General features: G+C 57.7%; 18 protein-coding genes and 1 pseudogene. 11 read left to right on the top strand and 8 right to left on the bottom strand.

Annotated features, from left to right (window positions below; translation table 11 throughout):
* The 6 genes and pseudogenes from AWU74_RS10055 to AWU74_RS02790 all read left to right on the top strand — a co-directional run.
* A pseudogene (locus AWU74_RS10055) lies at window positions 1-127 on the top strand (IS5/IS1182 family transposase); the annotation flags it as partial.
* A 9-nt stretch (window positions 128-136) separates the two neighbouring features.
* Window positions 137-889 (top strand): amino acid ABC transporter ATP-binding protein, encoded by a 753-nt coding sequence (locus tag AWU74_RS02810; RefSeq protein WP_059369268.1) that lies wholly within the window; start codon window positions 137-139, stop codon window positions 887-889.
* Between the two features lie 64 nt (window positions 890-953).
* Window positions 954-1,814, top strand: coding sequence for a transporter substrate-binding domain-containing protein (locus tag AWU74_RS02805; protein WP_062327355.1), 861 nt, complete (start codon window positions 954-956; stop codon window positions 1,812-1,814).
* Between the two features lie 8 nt (window positions 1,815-1,822).
* Window positions 1,823-2,521, top strand: coding sequence for an amino acid ABC transporter permease (locus tag AWU74_RS02800; RefSeq protein WP_062327353.1), 699 nt, complete (start codon window positions 1,823-1,825; stop codon window positions 2,519-2,521).
* Between the two features lie 7 nt (window positions 2,522-2,528).
* Window positions 2,529-3,239 (top strand): amino acid ABC transporter permease, encoded by a 711-nt coding sequence (locus AWU74_RS02795; protein ID WP_062327351.1) that lies wholly within the window; start codon window positions 2,529-2,531, stop codon window positions 3,237-3,239.
* Complete coding sequence (locus tag AWU74_RS02790) at window positions 3,236-3,754, top strand: GNAT family N-acetyltransferase (protein ID WP_187150801.1); 519 nt, start codon at window positions 3,236-3,238, stop codon at window positions 3,752-3,754. The genes AWU74_RS02795 and AWU74_RS02790 overlap by 4 nt, the downstream gene beginning before the upstream one ends.
* Before the next feature lie 7 nt (window positions 3,755-3,761).
* Here AWU74_RS02790 and AWU74_RS02785 read toward each other — a convergent pair whose 3' ends face one another.
* The 3 genes from AWU74_RS02785 to AWU74_RS02775 form a co-directional block, all read right to left on the bottom strand.
* A complete protein-coding gene (locus AWU74_RS02785; protein WP_062327347.1) occupies window positions 3,762-4,637 on the bottom strand; it encodes a hypothetical protein in 876 nt (291 codons plus the stop codon).
* A gap of 244 nt (window positions 4,638-4,881) precedes the next feature.
* Window positions 4,882-6,081, bottom strand: a complete 1,200-nt coding sequence (locus tag AWU74_RS02780; RefSeq protein WP_062327345.1) for a pyridoxal phosphate-dependent aminotransferase — start codon at window positions 6,079-6,081, stop codon at window positions 4,882-4,884.
* On the bottom strand, window positions 6,081-6,566 hold the full coding sequence (locus tag AWU74_RS02775; RefSeq protein ID WP_062327360.1) for an Lrp/AsnC family transcriptional regulator: 486 nt from the start codon (window positions 6,564-6,566) through the stop codon (window positions 6,081-6,083). Before AWU74_RS02775 ends, AWU74_RS02780 begins: the two co-directional genes overlap by 1 nt.
* A 401-nt stretch (window positions 6,567-6,967) precedes the next feature.
* Here AWU74_RS02775 and AWU74_RS10050 point away from each other — a divergent pair.
* A protein-coding gene (locus AWU74_RS10050; protein WP_162504709.1) for an IS5 family transposase occupies window positions 6,968-7,743 on the top strand; the annotation gives its coding sequence in 2 pieces (ribosomal slippage) (window positions 6,968-7,346 and window positions 7,346-7,743; 777 coding nt in all).
* A gap of 208 nt (window positions 7,744-7,951) precedes the next feature.
* Here AWU74_RS10050 and AWU74_RS11460 read toward each other — a convergent pair.
* The 3 genes from AWU74_RS11460 to AWU74_RS02760 all read right to left on the bottom strand — a co-directional run bounded on the left by AWU74_RS11460 (window position 7,952) and on the right by AWU74_RS02760 (window position 8,977).
* Entirely contained in the window at window positions 7,952-8,104 is a 153-nt protein-coding gene (locus tag AWU74_RS11460; RefSeq protein ID WP_162481839.1) for a hypothetical protein, read from the bottom strand.
* A 298-nt stretch (window positions 8,105-8,402) separates the two neighbouring features.
* Window positions 8,403-8,582, bottom strand: coding sequence for a hypothetical protein (locus tag AWU74_RS10045; RefSeq protein WP_238580140.1), 180 nt, complete (start codon window positions 8,580-8,582; stop codon window positions 8,403-8,405).
* A gap of 14 nt (window positions 8,583-8,596) precedes the next feature.
* Entirely contained in the window at window positions 8,597-8,977 is a 381-nt protein-coding gene (locus AWU74_RS02760) for an IS5 family transposase (RefSeq protein ID WP_062327341.1), read from the bottom strand.
* A 163-nt stretch (window positions 8,978-9,140) separates the two neighbouring features.
* Between AWU74_RS02760 and AWU74_RS10040 the strand changes: the two genes are divergently transcribed.
* A protein-coding gene (locus AWU74_RS10040; RefSeq protein ID WP_162504707.1) for an IS5 family transposase occupies window positions 9,141-9,916 on the top strand; the annotation gives its coding sequence in 2 pieces (ribosomal slippage) (window positions 9,141-9,519 and window positions 9,519-9,916; 777 coding nt in all).
* A 266-nt stretch (window positions 9,917-10,182) separates the two neighbouring features.
* Here the strand turns inward: AWU74_RS10040 and pepT are convergent.
* Window positions 10,183-11,595, bottom strand: a complete 1,413-nt coding sequence (gene pepT, locus AWU74_RS02745; RefSeq protein ID WP_238580139.1) for a peptidase T — start codon at window positions 11,593-11,595, stop codon at window positions 10,183-10,185.
* A 572-nt stretch (window positions 11,596-12,167) separates the two neighbouring features.
* Between pepT and AWU74_RS02740 the strand changes: the two genes are divergently transcribed.
* The 3 genes from AWU74_RS02740 to AWU74_RS02730 all read left to right on the top strand — a co-directional run bounded on the left by AWU74_RS02740 (window position 12,168) and on the right by AWU74_RS02730 (window position 14,932).
* Window positions 12,168-12,815 (top strand): HAD family hydrolase, encoded by a 648-nt coding sequence (locus tag AWU74_RS02740; RefSeq protein WP_059369761.1) that lies wholly within the window; start codon window positions 12,168-12,170, stop codon window positions 12,813-12,815.
* A gap of 190 nt (window positions 12,816-13,005) precedes the next feature.
* Window positions 13,006-13,383 carry an RNA-binding regulator gene (rbp, locus tag AWU74_RS02735; protein WP_498067477.1) on the top strand — a complete coding sequence of 126 codons (378 nt, stop codon included), beginning with the start codon at window positions 13,006-13,008 and terminating at the stop codon, window positions 13,381-13,383.
* Between the two features lie 727 nt (window positions 13,384-14,110).
* The gene (locus AWU74_RS02730; RefSeq protein ID WP_062327332.1) at window positions 14,111-14,932 is read left to right on the top strand and encodes a cytidylate kinase-like family protein; all 822 of its coding nucleotides are present in this window, start codon (window positions 14,111-14,113) and stop codon (window positions 14,930-14,932) included.
* Here the strand turns inward: AWU74_RS02730 and argB are convergent.
* Window positions 14,878-15,775, bottom strand: an 898-nt coding sequence (gene argB, locus AWU74_RS02725) for an acetylglutamate kinase (protein WP_202966396.1), incomplete at its 5' end; no start/stop codon positions are given. The genes AWU74_RS02730 and argB overlap by 55 nt on opposite strands.

Raw genomic sequence — 15,775 nt, 5'->3', positions numbered from 1 at the left:
AAACGTCTTCCGCGCCCTCAAACGCTGGCGCGGAATCGCTACGCGCTACGCAAAGCTCACCGCTTCCTTCATCGCCGCCATTCATGTCAGGTGTTTATTCCTCTATCTTCCAGTCCACACTACCTAGGTGAGCGGTATGCTGGAAGTAAAGAACGTCAAAAAAACCTTCGGGAAGCAAAAGATTCTGAATGGCGTAGGGCTGACGCTTGATAAAGGGGACGTAAAGGTCATAATCGGTCCGAGCGGGTCGGGCAAGACGACGTTCCTGCGCTGCCTGAACTTTCTGGAGCGGGCGGACGAAGGCGAAATGCGCATAGACGACCTCTCCGTCAACTTCCGCTCGGTGTCGTCGAAGTCCGTCTATAAGGTGCGGCAGAAGACCGCAATGGTGTTTCAAAATTACTGCCTGTTCAGCAACAAGACGGTGCTGCAAAACGTTACCGAGGGGCTGATTGTGGCGCGTCATGTGCCCAAGAAAGAAGCCTGCGACAAGGCTATGGCAATGCTTGAAAAGGTGGGGCTGCAAGACAAGCTGCACGAATATCCCTGCTATTTGTCCGGCGGACAACAGCAGCGGGTGGGAATCGCGCGGGCAATGGCGCTTGACCCCGAACTGATTTTGTTCGATGAACCGACTTCGGCGCTCGACCCGGAACTGGTCGGCGAGTGTCTCAAGTGCATACAGAATGTGGCGAAGGAAGGCATTCCTATGCTTATCGTTACCCACGAGATGCTGTTCGCCTACGAAATCGCGGGAAGCGTCATATTCCTCGAAGAGGGGCTTGTCGTGGAGGAAGGAGCACCGAAGCAAATGTTCTCGTCGCCGAAGGAAGAGCGCACCAAACAGTTCCTCTCCCGCTTTAACCTGACAAGTCAATATACGATTTAGCACGGGTACTCCGCGGTATGATAATCAGACAGATGCATAATAATCAACAGATAAGGAGTAAAGAATGAACGTAAAAACGATGAAGACGGTTTTCGGTATGGCAGCCGCTGCGCTGCTGCTCGCCGGAGTTTCCGGCTGCAAGAAGAAGACGGCGGCGCAGAACGCGGACGGCACGCCGGTGCGGACAGTCAACGTGGCAACGGTAACGACGAACGTGCCGTTCGCCTATCTCAACGAAAACGACCAGTATGACGGCTACGAAATCGCCGCGCTGAAGGAAATAGACAAGCGGCTTCCCCAGTACGAGTTCAAAATCAGCGGCATGGATTTCGCCGCAATGCCGGTCGCGCTGGAGGCGGGGAGTGCCTCGATAGCCGTGTGCATGCTGGTGCGGAGCGAGGCGCGGCAGGCGAAGTTCATATTCCCGAAGCAGTACTCGACGCTCTCGCCGATAAACCTTGTGGTGCGAGCCAACCGGCCGAACGTCAATACGCTGGAAGACCTTGCGGGAATGTCCGTTGCGTCCACCGCTTCAAGCTATGAGCACTCTATGCTGGTCGCGTGGAACAAGGCGCACCCGGGCAAAGAACTCATCCTGCGGGATTACAGCGACGCGACCCGCGCCGACCTCTTTAATGCGATAAGCAGGGGCGAAGTGGACAGCACGCTCGCGTATCCGCAGGGTTTCGACATTGTGACCAAAGAGCTGGGAATCACGAACCTGCGCATTACGCCGCCCGCGCTGATTGAAGACACCTACTATATGCTGGCGAAGGGTGAGACCGCGCTGCGCGACGATTTGGACGGCGCAATCAAAGCCCTGCGCGAGGACGGCACGCTCGGCAGGCTGTCGAAGCAATACTTGGGCGAGGACGTATTTGCCCAGTACACGGCGCAGTTTGAAAAGCAAGGCAACGTGCAGTAAACGGGCGAATGTACGGCTTCAAGTTCGGCGTATTCCTGAACGACCTCCCTAAAATCATGCGCGCAATGCCGGTTACGCTCCTCTTGACCGTGTCGGCGCTCGCCTTCGGGCTTGCGCTCGGCGCGCTCCTGTGCGTGGCGCGAATGGGGAAGCGTGCCGCGCTACGCCGAATCGGGGACGCCTACGTCGCGTTCATACGCGGCGTGCCGCAACTCGTGCTGATATTCCTTCTGTACCTCGGCTTGCCGCAACTTCTCAAGGGAATCGGTGTCGATATGACGAGCATAGACAAGCACATATACCTGACGGGCATATTCGCCATAGCGCTGTCCGCGCCGATTTCGGAGCTTATGCGCTCCGCCTATCTCGCCGTGGATAAGTCGCAAATGGAAGCGGCGCTGAGCGTCGGCATGAAGCGCTTCGCCGCGTTCCGCCGAATCATCTTCCCGCAGGCATTCGGAATCGCGCTGCCGAGCCTGGGGAATCAGGTCATTCTGGCGTTCAAGCTGACGGCGCTCGCCTTTTCTATCGGCGTCGCCGACCTTATGGGCAGGGCGCGTATCATCAGCGCGCAGGGGCACGGCACGCGGCGGCTCGAGTCCTACCTTGCGGTGGCGCTCATTTACTGGGGCGTCTGCGTCTTGCTGGAACAGGCGAACCGCGCCCTTGTCCGGCGGTATTCGCGCCGCGTCAGGCAGTGCGCGTAGGGGGCGAATGAACACCGCGTTCATAGTGGAAATCTTCCCCGCAGTGCTTGCCGCGCTGCCGGTAACGCTGTCTCTGGCGGCGCTCGCGGGCATATCGGGCTGGGCGCTCGGCTTTGTCTTTGCCCTCGTCCGCAGCCGCAAGCGGGGCGTTTTGCAGGCGCTCTGCGCCGTGCTGGTGTCGTTCTTCCGCGGGGTGCCGACGGTCGTGCTGCTCTATATCGCCTACTTTATCCTGCCGCAGCTTCTCCCGTCGGTCGGGACGCGCGTATCGGCGTTTAACTACGCGCTTATCGCCCTCGGACTTAATCAGGCGGCATACGCTTCGGAGAACTTCCGCGCCGCGCTCGCGGCGGTGCCCGTCGGGCAGTACGAGGCGGCGTATTCGGTGAACATGACGAAGGCGCAGTGCCTGCTCCGCATAGTGCTGCCTCAGGCGCTCCTTATCGCGCTGCCGAATATGGGGAACATGTTCTTAGGGCTGGTGCAGGAGACCTCGCTCGCGTTCTATGTCGGCGTTGCGGAAATCACGTCGGTAACGCATTTCCTCGCCGATTCGGGGCTAAACTTCCTTGAAGGCTACGTCGTGCTGACCCTCATCTACGAAGTGCTGAGCTTCGCTATCGGCAAGGGCTTTGCCGCTTTTGAGCGGAAAATCGGCGCATACCGCTGGCGTCCGGCGGCAGAATGCGCGCGGCACGGACAGGGAAAGGCGGAATGACGGACGGGTTTCAGCCGGCAGCGGCGGAGCAGGCGGACGAGCTGGAGCGGGTGTACCGCGCCGCCGCCGTTCATATGAACGAGCAGGGCATTCCCCAGTGGCTGGCGCTCGCCCCGTACCGGGAACGGGCGCTCCGTGACATAGCCGCGGGCGACTTGTTCGTCCTCGTGCGGGGCGGCGAGCTTGCCGGGGCGGCCGCCGTCAACCGGTCGCTGGAGGTTGCGGGAGCGGACACCGCCGCCGCGGAGTGGAAAGGGGCGCCGCCCTTTGGGGTGCTGCACCGCTTCTGCATAGACCCGCGGCTTCAGGGGCAGGGGCTCGGGCGGGAACTGCTGCGCTCCGCCGAGGCGCTTGCCTTTGAGCGCGGCTGCCGTTCCCTGCGGCTCATGGTGCTGGACAACAACCGCTTTGCGCTCGGCTTGTATGCCAAGGCGGGGTTCGCGCCGCGGGGACAGTTTCTCACCGATTTCGGCTGTACGTTCGTCTTTATGGAGAAGGAACTGTCGCACGCCTGAGGCGTGCTTACCGAGTTTGCGCCGCTTCGCTTACCGCAAACTCGCGGCATATAGGGTGACGCATAGGTTTTACCTGTAGGCAGAGGCAACTATGCGGAAACCGCCGGCATATTGCTCGGCAGACACAGTAGGCGCTTATTCGCATTACGGCTCTAGCGTCTGCGCATATCGGAACCTCTCGATAGAGCGGGGCGTTTGGTGCGCATAAAAGCGTTCCCCTGTAAGGGGAACGACCGATAACCCGTGCCCCGCATGAAACACGGGCAGGTTGCGTTCGGCGCACGGAGAACGCCTGCCACGTATTCGGCTGCCACGCTTCCGGCGGCTCGGCAATGCGGACGGTGTCTCCGGACTGCTCAAGCACATAGAAGCCGCTTTTGTGGGCATAATCCCGCGCCTGCTCGCTGACGATTCCCCCCGCAACCGCGCCAAGGTACTGCCGTGCGTCATTGTGCCTGTCGGCATAGGCGCGGAGGACAGCCATTCGCTCGGCGTGAACTTTGACGTCCTCGACAGTCAGCTCTGTCTTCACCTCCACCGCGAGCGCATACGTGCCGTTTTCAAGCAGCACGCCAACCTCCGCGAGCGTCTTGTCGTGCGCGTCTTTGTAGACGACGCGGGTGTTCGTTCTGGTAAACGCATAGCCGAGCGCGTTGAACTTGCGGTGCATGTCGGGGGAGACGAGGTGTTCGATTAGGCTGCCCAGCCGGCTGCCTATATTCTCGATTTCCCAGTGCACCGCCTTAATCTCGCGGGTAAAATCTTCTCGCCGCCGGTCAAAGTCTTCCCGCTGTTCCTTCATTTGCCGGGCATTTTCTTGAAGCAGTGCCCAAAGCTGTTCAAAGCTCATTCCCGACGCCGGATTCTGCGCGTGGTCGTTCATGTTAACTTCCTGTCGTAAACATACCGCAAGCCTTTCGGCGTGCGGCAAACTCGGCACACGGGTTTTGCCGTTATGCCTTTTATCTCTGTGCGGTATAAGGGCTTTACTGCGATGTTTTGCCTCTAGGTGAGAGCCTATCTGCCGCGAGTTTGCAAAGCAAACTCGGTAGCACGCTGCGGTGTGCGGCAGTTTCTTCAAGAAACTCTGTTGTTCCCCACAGGCAAAACCTATATGTCAAGTTCCTTCAAGGAACTCGATCGTTCCCCGCAGGGCAACGCGGAACGCCGTGGTCGGCGACCATTCGGGCTATGCGTTCGAGCGCCGTTTTGAGCTTTGCGATTCCGGTGGCATAGCAGCAGCGGACGTAGCCCTCCCCGCCCGCGCCGAACACGCTGCCGGGCACCACCGCCACCTGATGCTTCTCGATAAGCGCCGAGGCGAATTCGGCGGAGGAAAGCCCCGTGCGGCGTATGTCGGGGAACACGTAGAACGCGCCGTCGGGTTCTGTCACCGGAATGCCCATATCGGCGAATGCTTTGCACATAAGGTTCCGCCGCTGCCGGTACGAAAGCCTCATGCGCTCCACCTCGCCCCAGCCGTTCCGCAAGCCTTCGAGCGCGGCGTACTGGCTCATAATCGGGGCGCATATCGTCGAATACTGGTGCAGCTTGTACACCTGCTCCATTAAGTCGGCGGGGCAGCACAGGTAGCCGATTCTCCAGCCGGTCATAGCGAAGGCCTTTGAGAACCCGTTCAGCACCGCCGTATAGTCCTTCATGCCGGGGAAGGACGCGATAGAACAGTGCGGGGAGCCGCCGTATGTCAGCTCGCAGTAGACTTCGTCCGACAGCACCCAGAAGCCGCGTTCCCTGACGACTTCGGCGATTCGGGCAAGCTCTTCCGCCGGAATCATCCTGCCGGTAGGGTTGCTCGGCGAACAGAGCATCAGCGCCTTTGTGCGCGGCGTCGCAGCGCGCGAGACCGCCTCCGCCGTCGGCACAAAGCCCGTCCCCGACGTGTCCAAATGCACCAGACGCGCCCCGCACAGCGCGGCGAGCGGCAGGTACGACACGTAACACGGCTCGCACACGATGATTTCGTCGCCGGGGTTCAGCACGGCGCGGAGCACCGCGTCCACCGCCTCGCTCACACCGACGGTAACAAGGATTTCCCGCTCAGCAGAATACGCAAGCCCGTACTTCCTCAGGTAGTCAGCAATAGCGTCTCGGAGCGGGCGTATGCCCCAGTTGGAGGTGTAGGACGTGTGCCCTTCCTCAAGGTGATAAAAGGCTTCCTCGCGCATGAGCCAGGGCGTCGGAAAATCCGGCTCCCCCACGCCGAGCGATATTATGTCGTCCCGCCCCTGAATCAGCTCAAAGAACGCGCGGATTCCCGACGGGGGTAGCGCGCGGACTTTCTCGGAGAAGCGGGCGTCCCGCCGCATTAGGCACTCACCCCTTCGCGGGGGTCTCGCTCCTCCGCCGCGTAGCGCACGCCGTTTTCCTTGTAGGTCTTGAGCGCGAAGCAGGTTTTGGTGCTTTTGACGCCGCTGAGCGCGGAGAGCTTCCGCGCAATGAACGAGGCGACGCTCTGGAGGGAGTCGCCCTCTATGACGGCTTTCAGGTCGTAGCCGCCGGACATAAGGTAGAGCGATTTGACTTCGGGGAAGCGGCAGATTCGCTCGGCGAAGGCGTCAAAGCCGCGCTCGCGCTCCGGCGTAACTTGTATCTCGATTTCCGCCCGCACCGCCGCCTGTTTTGCCCCTGCCTTCGCGGGGTCGACGATTGCGGCGTATTTCAGGATAACGCCGCCGTCTTCCAGCCTGCGGATAGCCGCCTCGACTTCGCGCGCGTCTTTTTGGGTCATAGCGGCAATATCGGCGACCGACAGCCGCGCGTTGTCCTGCAGCAGTTCAAGGATTTCGTCCATAACGGCGAGCATAGCACGACGGGCGGCAGAGAGGCAACGGCGATACCCGTTCCCCTTGCGGAGGAACGGGGAACGACAGAGTTCCTTGAAAGAACTGTCGCACGCTTACAGCGTGCTTACCGAGTTTGCTTTGCAAACTCGCGGGCATAGAGGTCGGCGCATAGGTTCTTGCCTGCGGGTGAGAGCCGTTTTTGTCTGTTATATGGAAGGACAGAGAAGCGGAGCGTTTGGTGGGCAGGTATGGATTCCCTACGTGGGCAGGGCGCAAAAAAGGCGGGGAAGCGTTTCCGCCTCTCCGCCCTGCTCTTGTGCGCTTCCCCGTCCGCCGGCTCTTTAATATGGTTTCTTCTCTATCTCTAGGCAGTGTGGACTAAAGAAAGGAAAAGAGGTAAAAAAGGAGCATGAAAGGAAATAAAGGCATTCACCGGCACGATATAAGCGACGAGGCGTGGGAACGGATAAAAGAACTGCTGCCCGGACAGGAAGGGAAGCACGGGGGAGTGGCGAAAGACAACCGCTTGTTTATTAACGCGGTAGCGTGGCAGACGCGCACGGGCGCTCCGTGGAGGGATATACCGCCAGAATTCGGGAACTGGAACAGCATACACAAGCGGTTTTGCCGCTGGCGAGACAAGGGAATATGGAAAATGCTGGCGGACGCCGCAATAGGCGAGCCTGCCGGGGATATCTTTATGATAGATTCGACGTATATCAAGGCGCACGCGGACGCATGCGGGGCACGCGGCGGCACTCAGGACATTAGCCGCACAAAAGGGGGCTGAACAGCAAATTACATTTGGTAGTTGACGAGTACGGGATACCGGCAAGCGGCATTGTGACAAGCGGTACTGTCGCGGACTGCAGCCAAGCGCCTCTCCTTATGGAGGATTTGGAAGCGGAAGCGTTCCTTGCGGACAAGGCGTATGACACGAACGAGATGCTTGATATGCTTAAAGAAGCGGATATAGCAGCAGTCATCCCTCCGGTTAAAAGCCGGAAAGAGCAAAGAGCGTACAATCATGAACTGTATCGGGCGCGGCACGTCATTGAAAACGTCTTCCGTGCCCTCAAGCGCTGGCGGGGAATTGCTACGCGCTATGCAAAGCTCACCGCTTCCTTCATCGCCGCCATTCATGTCAGGTGTTTGTTTCTCTACCTTCCAGTCTACGCTACCTAGAACTTCTTTCAGGTTAAACTCCACCCAGCAATACTCCCCGGCTTTGCTCGTGCTGTGGGAGTCGGTAATCGTTATCCCACAGGCTTCCACTTCCTTGCGGAGTCTGTCATTGGCATATCGGAAATAGTGCTCAACGTGCGCTGTCCTGTCGGTTCCAAGGACATAGTCCTTTGCAAGGTCCCCTATTTCGTCCATGTCGAACTATAGTCTACCCACCCTTTCGGACCGCGAATTTTATAATAGTTGCTTGTGTCTCCGCCGCCGCGTCCGTCGGGCTGTCGCAGGAATACAGCGCGAAGCCCGCGCTCGCCGCCAGCGCGAGAGCCGCGGCGCCCGCGATACACATTCGTTTTGCTTTCATACAAAACTCCTTACCAAAACTGCGGTACTGCCTCGTGCATGCAAGACACCGTGCGGGGAGTGCCGCGTTGCCCTACGGGTAACGTTCAAGTTTCTTGAAGAAACAGGCGTTCCCCACAGGAAATGTCCGAGTTTCTTGAGGGAACTCGGCATAGAAGTAAGCGCCTAGGTAGTGTGGACTGAATGGGGAAAAGAGGTAAAAATGGGAGGTATGAATGAAATACTCCGCAGCGAGCTACGGAGTATTTCATTGAAATCGTCTTCCGTGCCCTCAAGCGCTGGCGGGGAATTGCTACGCGCTATGCAAAGCTCACCGCTTCCTTAAGCATGCCGAGCAGTTCGTTCGTGTCATACGCCTTGTCCGCAAGGAACGCTTCCGCCTCCAAATCCTCCATAAGGAGAGGCGCTTGATTACAATCCGCGACAGTACCGCTTGTCACAATGCCGCTTGCCGGTATCCCGTACTCGTCAACTGCCAAGTGTAATTTGCTGTTCAGCCCCCTTTTGTGCGGCTGATATCCTGAGTGCCGCCGCGCGCCCCGCACGCGTCCGCGTGTGCCTTGATATACGTCGAATCTATCATACGGATATCCCCGGCAGGCTCGCCTATTGCGGCGTCCGCCAGCATTTTCCCTATTCCCTTGTCCCGCCCGCGACAAAACCGCTTGTGTATGCTGTTCCAATTCCCGAATTCCGGCGGTATATCCCTCCACGGAGCACCCGTGCGCGTCTGCCACGCTACCGCATTAATAAACAAACGGTTGTCTTTCGCCACTCCCCCGTGTTTCCCTGCCTGTCCGGGCAGCAGTTCTTTTATCTGTTCCCACGCCTCGTCGCTTATATCGTGCCGGTGTATGCCTTCTTGTCTTTTCATGCTTCTATTTTACCTCTTTTCCCCTATCCAGTCCACACTGCCTAGCGCTCCGCTTTCGTGAAGACTTGCCGAGCGTTCCGCTTCATGTCCGCCAAACGGCTTTGCGGGCGATTTTCACCTAGGTAGCGTGGACTGAATAAGGGGAACGAGGTAAAACAGTAGCATGAAAGAAAATGAAGGCATTCATCGGCACGATATAAGCGACGAGGCGTGGGAACAGATAAAAGAACTGCTGCCCGGACAGGCAGAGAAACACGGGGGAGTGGCGAAAGACAACCGTTTGTTTATTAATGCGGTAGCGTGGCAGACGCGCACGGGTGCTCCGTGGAGAGATATACCGCCAGAATTCGGAAACTGGAACAGCATACACAAGCGGTTTTGCCGTTGGCGGGACAAGGGAATATGGAAAACGCTGGCGGACGCCGCAATAGGCGAGCCTGCCGGGGATATCCGTATGATAGATTCGACGTATATCAAAGCACACGCGGACGCATGCGGAGCACAAGGCGGCACTCAGGACATTAGCCGCACAAAAGGGGGCTGAACAGCAAATTACATTTGACGGTTGACGAGTACGGGATACCGGCAAGCGGCATTGTGACAAGCGGTACTGTCGCGGACTGCAGCCAAGCGCCTCTCCTTATGGAGGATTTGGAGGCGGAAGCGTTCCTTGCGGACAAGGCGTATGACACGAACGAGCTGCTCGATATGCTTAAGGAAGCGGATATAGCAGCAGTCATCCCTCCGGTTAAAAGCCGGAAAGAGCAAAGAGCGTACAATCATGAACTGTATCGGGCGCGGCACGTCATTGAAAACGTCTTCCGCGCCCTCAAGCGCTGGCGGGGAATTGCCACGCGCTACGCAAAGCTCACCGTTTCCTTCATCGCCGCCATTCATGTCAGGTGTTTATTCCTCTATCTTCCAGTCCACACTACCTAGTGTCCCCGCGTGTTTCCCGCAATGCCCCTGTACGCCCGGCAAACCTACAGGGCAGTTCGTTGCCTCTGTGCCGCTCTATTCGCTGTCTCTGTGCTGCCCTATTCGCTGACACTGTGCTGTTCTGTAAGCCGACACCTTACCGTGCAGTAAGCTGATAATGTACTGCCCTAGGTAGAGCCTCTGTTCTGCGTGTATGTCTCACGCAAGCGGTAGCACCGGTTTCGCAGATGAACGCCTGCAAAAGAGGCTTTCATCTGTGTGCTACCTTATATGCCGAGTTCCCCCAAGGAACTCGGGCGTTCGGCTTCGCCGAACGCCGCCCACTGCCGCGCCGTCTCCACCAGCACGCGCACCGCCGCCTCCATTTGGTCGAGCGACGCCCACTCCGTGCGCGAATGGAAGCCGTGCCCGCCGGTAAAGACGTTCGGCGCGGGGATTCCCAGTTCGGTCAGGCGCGCGCCGTCTGTGCCGCCCCGAATCGGCTCAAAGCGCGGTTCCAGCCCGGCGGCGCGCACCGCCCGCACCAGCGCCTCCAGCGCCGCGGGGTTCCGGGCAACGCCGTCCTTCATGTTGGCGTACTGCTTGCAGTGCGTTACCGACACGGAGCTTCCCGCATACTTCCGGCTCACCGCCGCCGCCAGCGTCTCCACCGTCTTGCGCCGCTCCTGCAGCGCCCCCGCGTCAAAATCGCGCAGGAACACCGTAACCGTCGCCGCCTCTATGCTTCCCTCGACGCGCATAGGCGCATAAAAACCCTGCCGCCCGTCCGTGGTTTCGGGGCTCTCGTGCTTCGGCAGCAGCGCGACGAAATCCGCCGCAAGGCAGACCGCGTTCACCATATCCGGCCGTGCGGTTCCCGTGTGCTTCGCCTTGCCGAAAAACGCGACGGTGCTCTTCCACGCGTTGAAGCATTCGGCTTCCAGCACGCCCGCCTCTCCCCCGTCCACCGTGTAGCCCTGCTTTGAGCGGAACCAGCCGAGCGGCGCGAAATCCATTCCGTGCCCCGTCTCCTCGTCCGGCGTAAAGACGATTTCCACCTCCCCGTGGGCGATTCCCGGCCGGGAGAGCAAGATTTCTGCCGCCGTAACGATTTCCGCGATTCCCGCCTTGTCGTCCGCGCCGAGCAGCGTGTCCCCCGTCGTCGTGATGATTGTCTCCCCCGCGGCGCGGGCAAGCTCCGCGTCTGACGCGGGGTCGAGCACGGCGCCGCTTCTGAGCGTCAGCGCCGTGCCGTCATAGCGCTCGACCACCTGCGGCTCCACGTGCTCACCGCTCGCGCTTTCCGCCGTGTCGAGGTGGGCGAGGAAGCATATCGGCGGCGCTGCCTCCAGACCCCGCGATGCGGGAATGCGGGCGCACACGTAGCAATGCTCGCTTATGTGCGCGTCCTCCGCGCCGAGCGACGCAAGCTCCTGCTCCAGCGCCCGCGCCAGCACGCGCTGCCCTTCCGTAGACGGAATTATGCCCGCGTCCGCCCGCGCCGAGTCGCTCGCCGTGCCGATTTCCGCATACCGGATAAACCGTTCCAGCAGCTTCCCGCGGAATTCGGCATGAACCGTTGCCGTCCGAGCGGCAGCTTCCGCCACGCTCGCCGCTCCCTGCCCTAGTTTTTGGGCTGACCGCTGTGCCTGAACGGCAGCCTTCGTCATACCTGCTGTTTCCCTAATCGATTCTTTCACAGATGCTCCCTGCAATTATTTTTATAGATGACGTGTGTATAGGCGTTACTATAGAAAGATTTTGCCCTCCCTGCAAGAACGCCCCGCCGATACGTCCGGCAAGTTCCCTCGTTCAAAACCGTATAGTAAAGGCGCATTGCCGTAGCGTATAGACAACTCTCGGTACAGTTGGGCTTATTCGAGAACGCGGCAAACTCTCACGCAAGCCGCCCGACAAGAGTGCCTTACCAATATGCGTAAACCTTCGCGGCGCGAAAAACAGACTTGTAATGCAGGCAAGAACCCGATAAAATGCGAATATGCTGAATGGTGCGATGCTCTGTAAAGAGTGTCATGGGTTTCCGCCGTATAGCCCCGTTGAGTGCGGGAGAAAGACAATAGCAACAGCTTTGAAGTCTGTATGAAAGGCGGACGTTGTTTTTGTTTCCAGCGTTATCTAGCTGCCAAACTATGGCTAGTATAAGCGTGTTTTCAGCAAGTATTTCCGATTGGCGTTCCAAGGATAGATGAGAAACGGAGGCGTGTATGCGTAAACGGCGTATCGTTGCTTGTGCGACACAGATGCGAATAGTATGATTAAAGCGGTTATTTTTGATTATGGGAACGTCATTTCGTTGCCGCAAAGTCCCGCCGTTATCTCCGAAATGGAAAAGATATCCGGTGTTCCTGCTTCACTGTTCGCTTCGGTGTACGACAAATACCGCTTCGACTTTGACCGAGGACTGATAACCGGTGTGCAATTATACGCACAGTTGCTGAAAGACGCGGGTTATGATGTGCTTGCCGAAAATACCGAACTAATGCAGCAGATTGTTGACATCGATATGGAAAACTGGAATAAAACGAATCCTGCGGTTACCGAATGGGGACTTGCACTGAAACAGCAGGGATACAAGCTCGGTATACTTTCAAATATTCCGACAGAGTTTCTTGACCGCTATGAAAAGGAAATTGCGCTTTTTGCCGTAGCGGATTATGCTTGTTTTTCGTGCCACGTCAACGCGATTAAACCGGAAGAAGTCATTTACCGCGACGTGATTGCAGGACTGAAAGTAGAACCGTGCGAGGCTGTTTTCTTTGACGACTTGCCGCAAAACATTGAAGCTGCGAACCGCTTTGGACTTCACGGAGTGGTGTGGACGGGTTTGGAAAATGCGAAAAAAGCGTGGAAAAACTTAAACAGATGCAATAAAAAAGCTATCGAACCTCTTGACAAATAGCAAAAAATAGTTTTATACTAGTTGCCAGTACAGTGTTTTCTTTATGACGGTTCCTGAATGAACCCGCTCCGTTCCAGTAAGTATTCCACTTTGGTATTTCTTTCCGGATTGTGCGTTTCCCGTTCAGTTTCAATAAAAAGATAACGCTGACAAAAATCAGCAGTGCAGCAATTCGTACGGTTACGTAGCTGTGCCTGATTCAAAGCGTGTCGGCAGGGTGCCGACGAAAGGAAAAAAAATGGCTCAAAAAATTTATGTGGGGAATCTGAACTACCAAACAACGGACGAAACGTTGTCTAGTCTGTTTGGACAATATGGCGAAGTTATTTCTGCTACAGTCATTAAAGACCGTTATTCAGACCAATCAAAAGGATTCGGTTTTGTGGAAATGACAGAAAAAGATGCAGCAGATGCCGCGATTGCGACGCTGAATGGAAAAGAGGTTGATGGACGCCGCATTCGGGTAAACATTGCAGAAGACAAGCCACGCACTTCGCGTCCACGTGGCAGTTATGGCGGAGGCCGGGAGGGCGATTCAGGTGGCGGTTATAACAATTATCGCTATTAAGGAGTGTTGGTGTGCCCTGTGGGAAAAAACGCAAGCGTCAAAAAATCGCTACGCACAAACGCAAGAAAAAACTCAGAAAAAATCGGCATAAGAGTAAATAAACCGTAAACATTGGAAAACACTGTTTATTTATATTCTTTGATGAAAGACCGCTTTAGCTTTATACGCTAAAGCGGTCTTTTTTGCGTTTTGCGACTATTTTCTTTTCCCAAGACAGTGTGGACAGTGAAAACAGAACATGAATAGCGGCATCGCCGCCATTCATGTTCTGTTTTCCCCCGTAGGCAAGAGCCTTTCTCTCCCATAAGTAAGACCGCCTCTTATGCCTAGTATCAATCATGCTGATACCATAATGTCAGCCTCCCTGATATACGGTATCAGAAGGGCTGATAGGAGAATATCTGCCTCTTACGCCGCGAGTTTGTAGCACACTGTTTTTACCTCTATTCCGCGAATTTGCGAAGCAAACTTGGTAACGAGCTATAGGTTTGCGGCAGTTCCTTCAAAGAACTCGAACATTCCCCGTGCGGAGGTCAGCTTCTGTGCCGAGTTTCTTGAAGAAACTCGGTCATTACCCGTGCTTTGCACGGGTAACGCTTTTGACAGACGGGCGGTTTCTTATTAAGATAGCGCGGTGTCTTGCCTGAAAAACGGGCGGGTCTGAAACAGCCTGCGGGAATGCCCCGCGCTGACAGACGCGTTCCGCGCAAAAACGCTGGGAGGCGATATGGCTGTCATTACGATTTCGCGGCAGGTTGCCGCACTCGGCGACGAGATTGCCGCCGCGCTGGCAAAAGAACTGGGGTATGCGTTTATCGACCGGCAAAAGATAGAGAAGCGCATAATGGAGCTGGGAATCCCTGAAGAGAAACTGAAGAAGTACGACGAGCGCAAGCCGGGCTTCTTCGCCTCGCTCGCCAAAGACCGCGACGAATACCTCGACTGCCTGCAGACGGCGGTGCTCGAAGCTGCCGCGCGAAACAACTGCATTCTTATCGGGCGCGGCGCATATGTCATCCTCGACGAGGTGCCGAACCGGCTCGCGCTGCGTTTTATCTCCCCGAACAGCGTCCGCATCGAGCGGCTGCAGCGCGAGTTCTCGTGGAACGGGAAGCAGGCGCAGGCGCGAATCAGCGAGAGCGACGCGAACCGCGCGGGTTTCCACAAGAGCTTCTTCAACATTGCGCAGGAGGACCCGTCGTATTTCCACGCCGTGCTGAACACGGGACTCCTCGGCGTTGACGGTGCGGTGCGCTTCATCTCGCGGCTCCTGAAAGAGGTAATCGACGAGAAGCGCGAGACGGCGGGCACGGCGAAACTTGCGGAAATGCTGACCGCGCAGGAATTGGTGAATACGCTCGTCTTTGAGCACCGGCTGAGCGTCAGCTTCCTCCGCGCGTCGATTCACGGCAGCACGGTGACACTGCAGGGCGTCGCCGATTCGTCGGCGCTGGCGGAACGGGCTGTGGCAATAGCGAAGACGAAGATGCCCGGCTATACGGTCGAATCCGCAATCAGCGCGGTGCAGGACTTCAGGGCATACCCGTGACGCTGTCCAACGCCGATTCCGCGGTCGCTGAACATTTCGACGAGCAGCGAATGCTTCATGCGCCCGTCGATAATGTGGGCGCGGGGAACGCCGCCCTTGAGCGCTTCGAGGCAGCATTCGACTTTTGGAATCATCCCGCTCGAAATCACGCCTGTCGCAATCATCGACGGCACCGCCTCCCGCGCAATCTGCTTGATAAGCGTGTCGGGGTCGCGCACGTCGCGGAGCACGCCGGGCACGTTGGTGAGCTGGACAAACTTTTCGGCGCGGAGGGCGGAAGCGATTTGCGCCGCCGCCGTGTCCGCGTTAATATTGTAGCGGTTCGTGTCGCCGTCCTCGCCGAGCGCCACCGTCGAGATGACCGGGATGAAGCCGCGGTCGAGGAGCGTCTCGACTATGCCGGCGTTCACGCCCGTAACCTCGCCGACCAGCCCAAGGTCGACGCCGTCTTTGTCGCGCTTCTTTGCGCGGAGCAGTCCGCCGTCGACGCCGCTCAGCCCGACCGCCCGCCCCCCCTGCTGCAAAAGAATGCCGACTATGTCTTTGTTGAGCTTGCCGGAGAGCACCATTTGCACCACTTCCATAGTCTCGGCGTCGGTGTAGCGCAAGCCGTTGACGAACGTGGATTCCTTCCCGATTTTCTCCAGCGTCGCGTTGATTTCGGGTCCGCCGCCGTGCACCAGCACCACGCGGATTCCGACGGTGTTCAGCAGCACGACGTCTTCCATGACGGCGGTTTTCAGCTCCTCGCTGAGCATGGCGTTGCCGCCGTATTTCACCACGACGGTCTTGCCGGCGTATTCCCTGAAATACGGCAGCGCCTGCACGAGCGCGAGCGCCCAG

The sequence above is a fragment of the Treponema endosymbiont of Eucomonympha sp. genome (assembly GCF_001028545.1).
The sequence above is the reverse complement of the archived record's forward strand: the minus strand, read 5'-3'. Positions and strand labels throughout refer to the sequence as shown.

Coding starts and splice junctions, on each gene's coding strand:
- AWU74_RS02810 (WP_059369268.1), top strand. CDS start 137: ATGCTGGAAGTAAAGAACGTCAAAAAAACCTTCGGGAAGCAAAAGATT.
- AWU74_RS02805 (WP_062327355.1), top strand. CDS start 954: ATGAACGTAAAAACGATGAAGACGGTTTTCGGTATGGCAGCCGCTGCG.
- AWU74_RS02800 (WP_062327353.1), top strand. CDS start 1,823: ATGTACGGCTTCAAGTTCGGCGTATTCCTGAACGACCTCCCTAAAATC.
- AWU74_RS02795 (WP_062327351.1), top strand. CDS start 2,529: ATGAACACCGCGTTCATAGTGGAAATCTTCCCCGCAGTGCTTGCCGCG.
- AWU74_RS02790 (WP_187150801.1), top strand. CDS start 3,236: ATGACGGACGGGTTTCAGCCGGCAGCGGCGGAGCAGGCGGACGAGCTG.
- AWU74_RS02785 (WP_062327347.1), bottom strand. CDS start 4,637: ATGAACGACCACGCGCAGAATCCGGCGTCGGGAATGAGCTTTGAACAG.
- AWU74_RS02780 (WP_062327345.1), bottom strand. CDS start 6,081: ATGCGGCGGGACGCCCGCTTCTCCGAGAAAGTCCGCGCGCTACCCCCG.
- AWU74_RS02775 (WP_062327360.1), bottom strand. CDS start 6,566: ATGGACGAAATCCTTGAACTGCTGCAGGACAACGCGCGGCTGTCGGTC.
- AWU74_RS11460 (WP_162481839.1), bottom strand. CDS start 8,104: ATGAAAGCAAAACGAATGTGTATCGCGGGCGCCGCGGCTCTCGCGCTG.
- AWU74_RS02760 (WP_062327341.1), bottom strand. CDS start 8,977: ATGAAAAGACAAGAAGGCATACACCGGCACGATATAAGCGACGAGGCG.
- AWU74_RS02740 (WP_059369761.1), top strand. CDS start 12,168: ATGATTAAAGCGGTTATTTTTGATTATGGGAACGTCATTTCGTTGCCG.
- AWU74_RS02730 (WP_062327332.1), top strand. CDS start 14,111: ATGGCTGTCATTACGATTTCGCGGCAGGTTGCCGCACTCGGCGACGAG.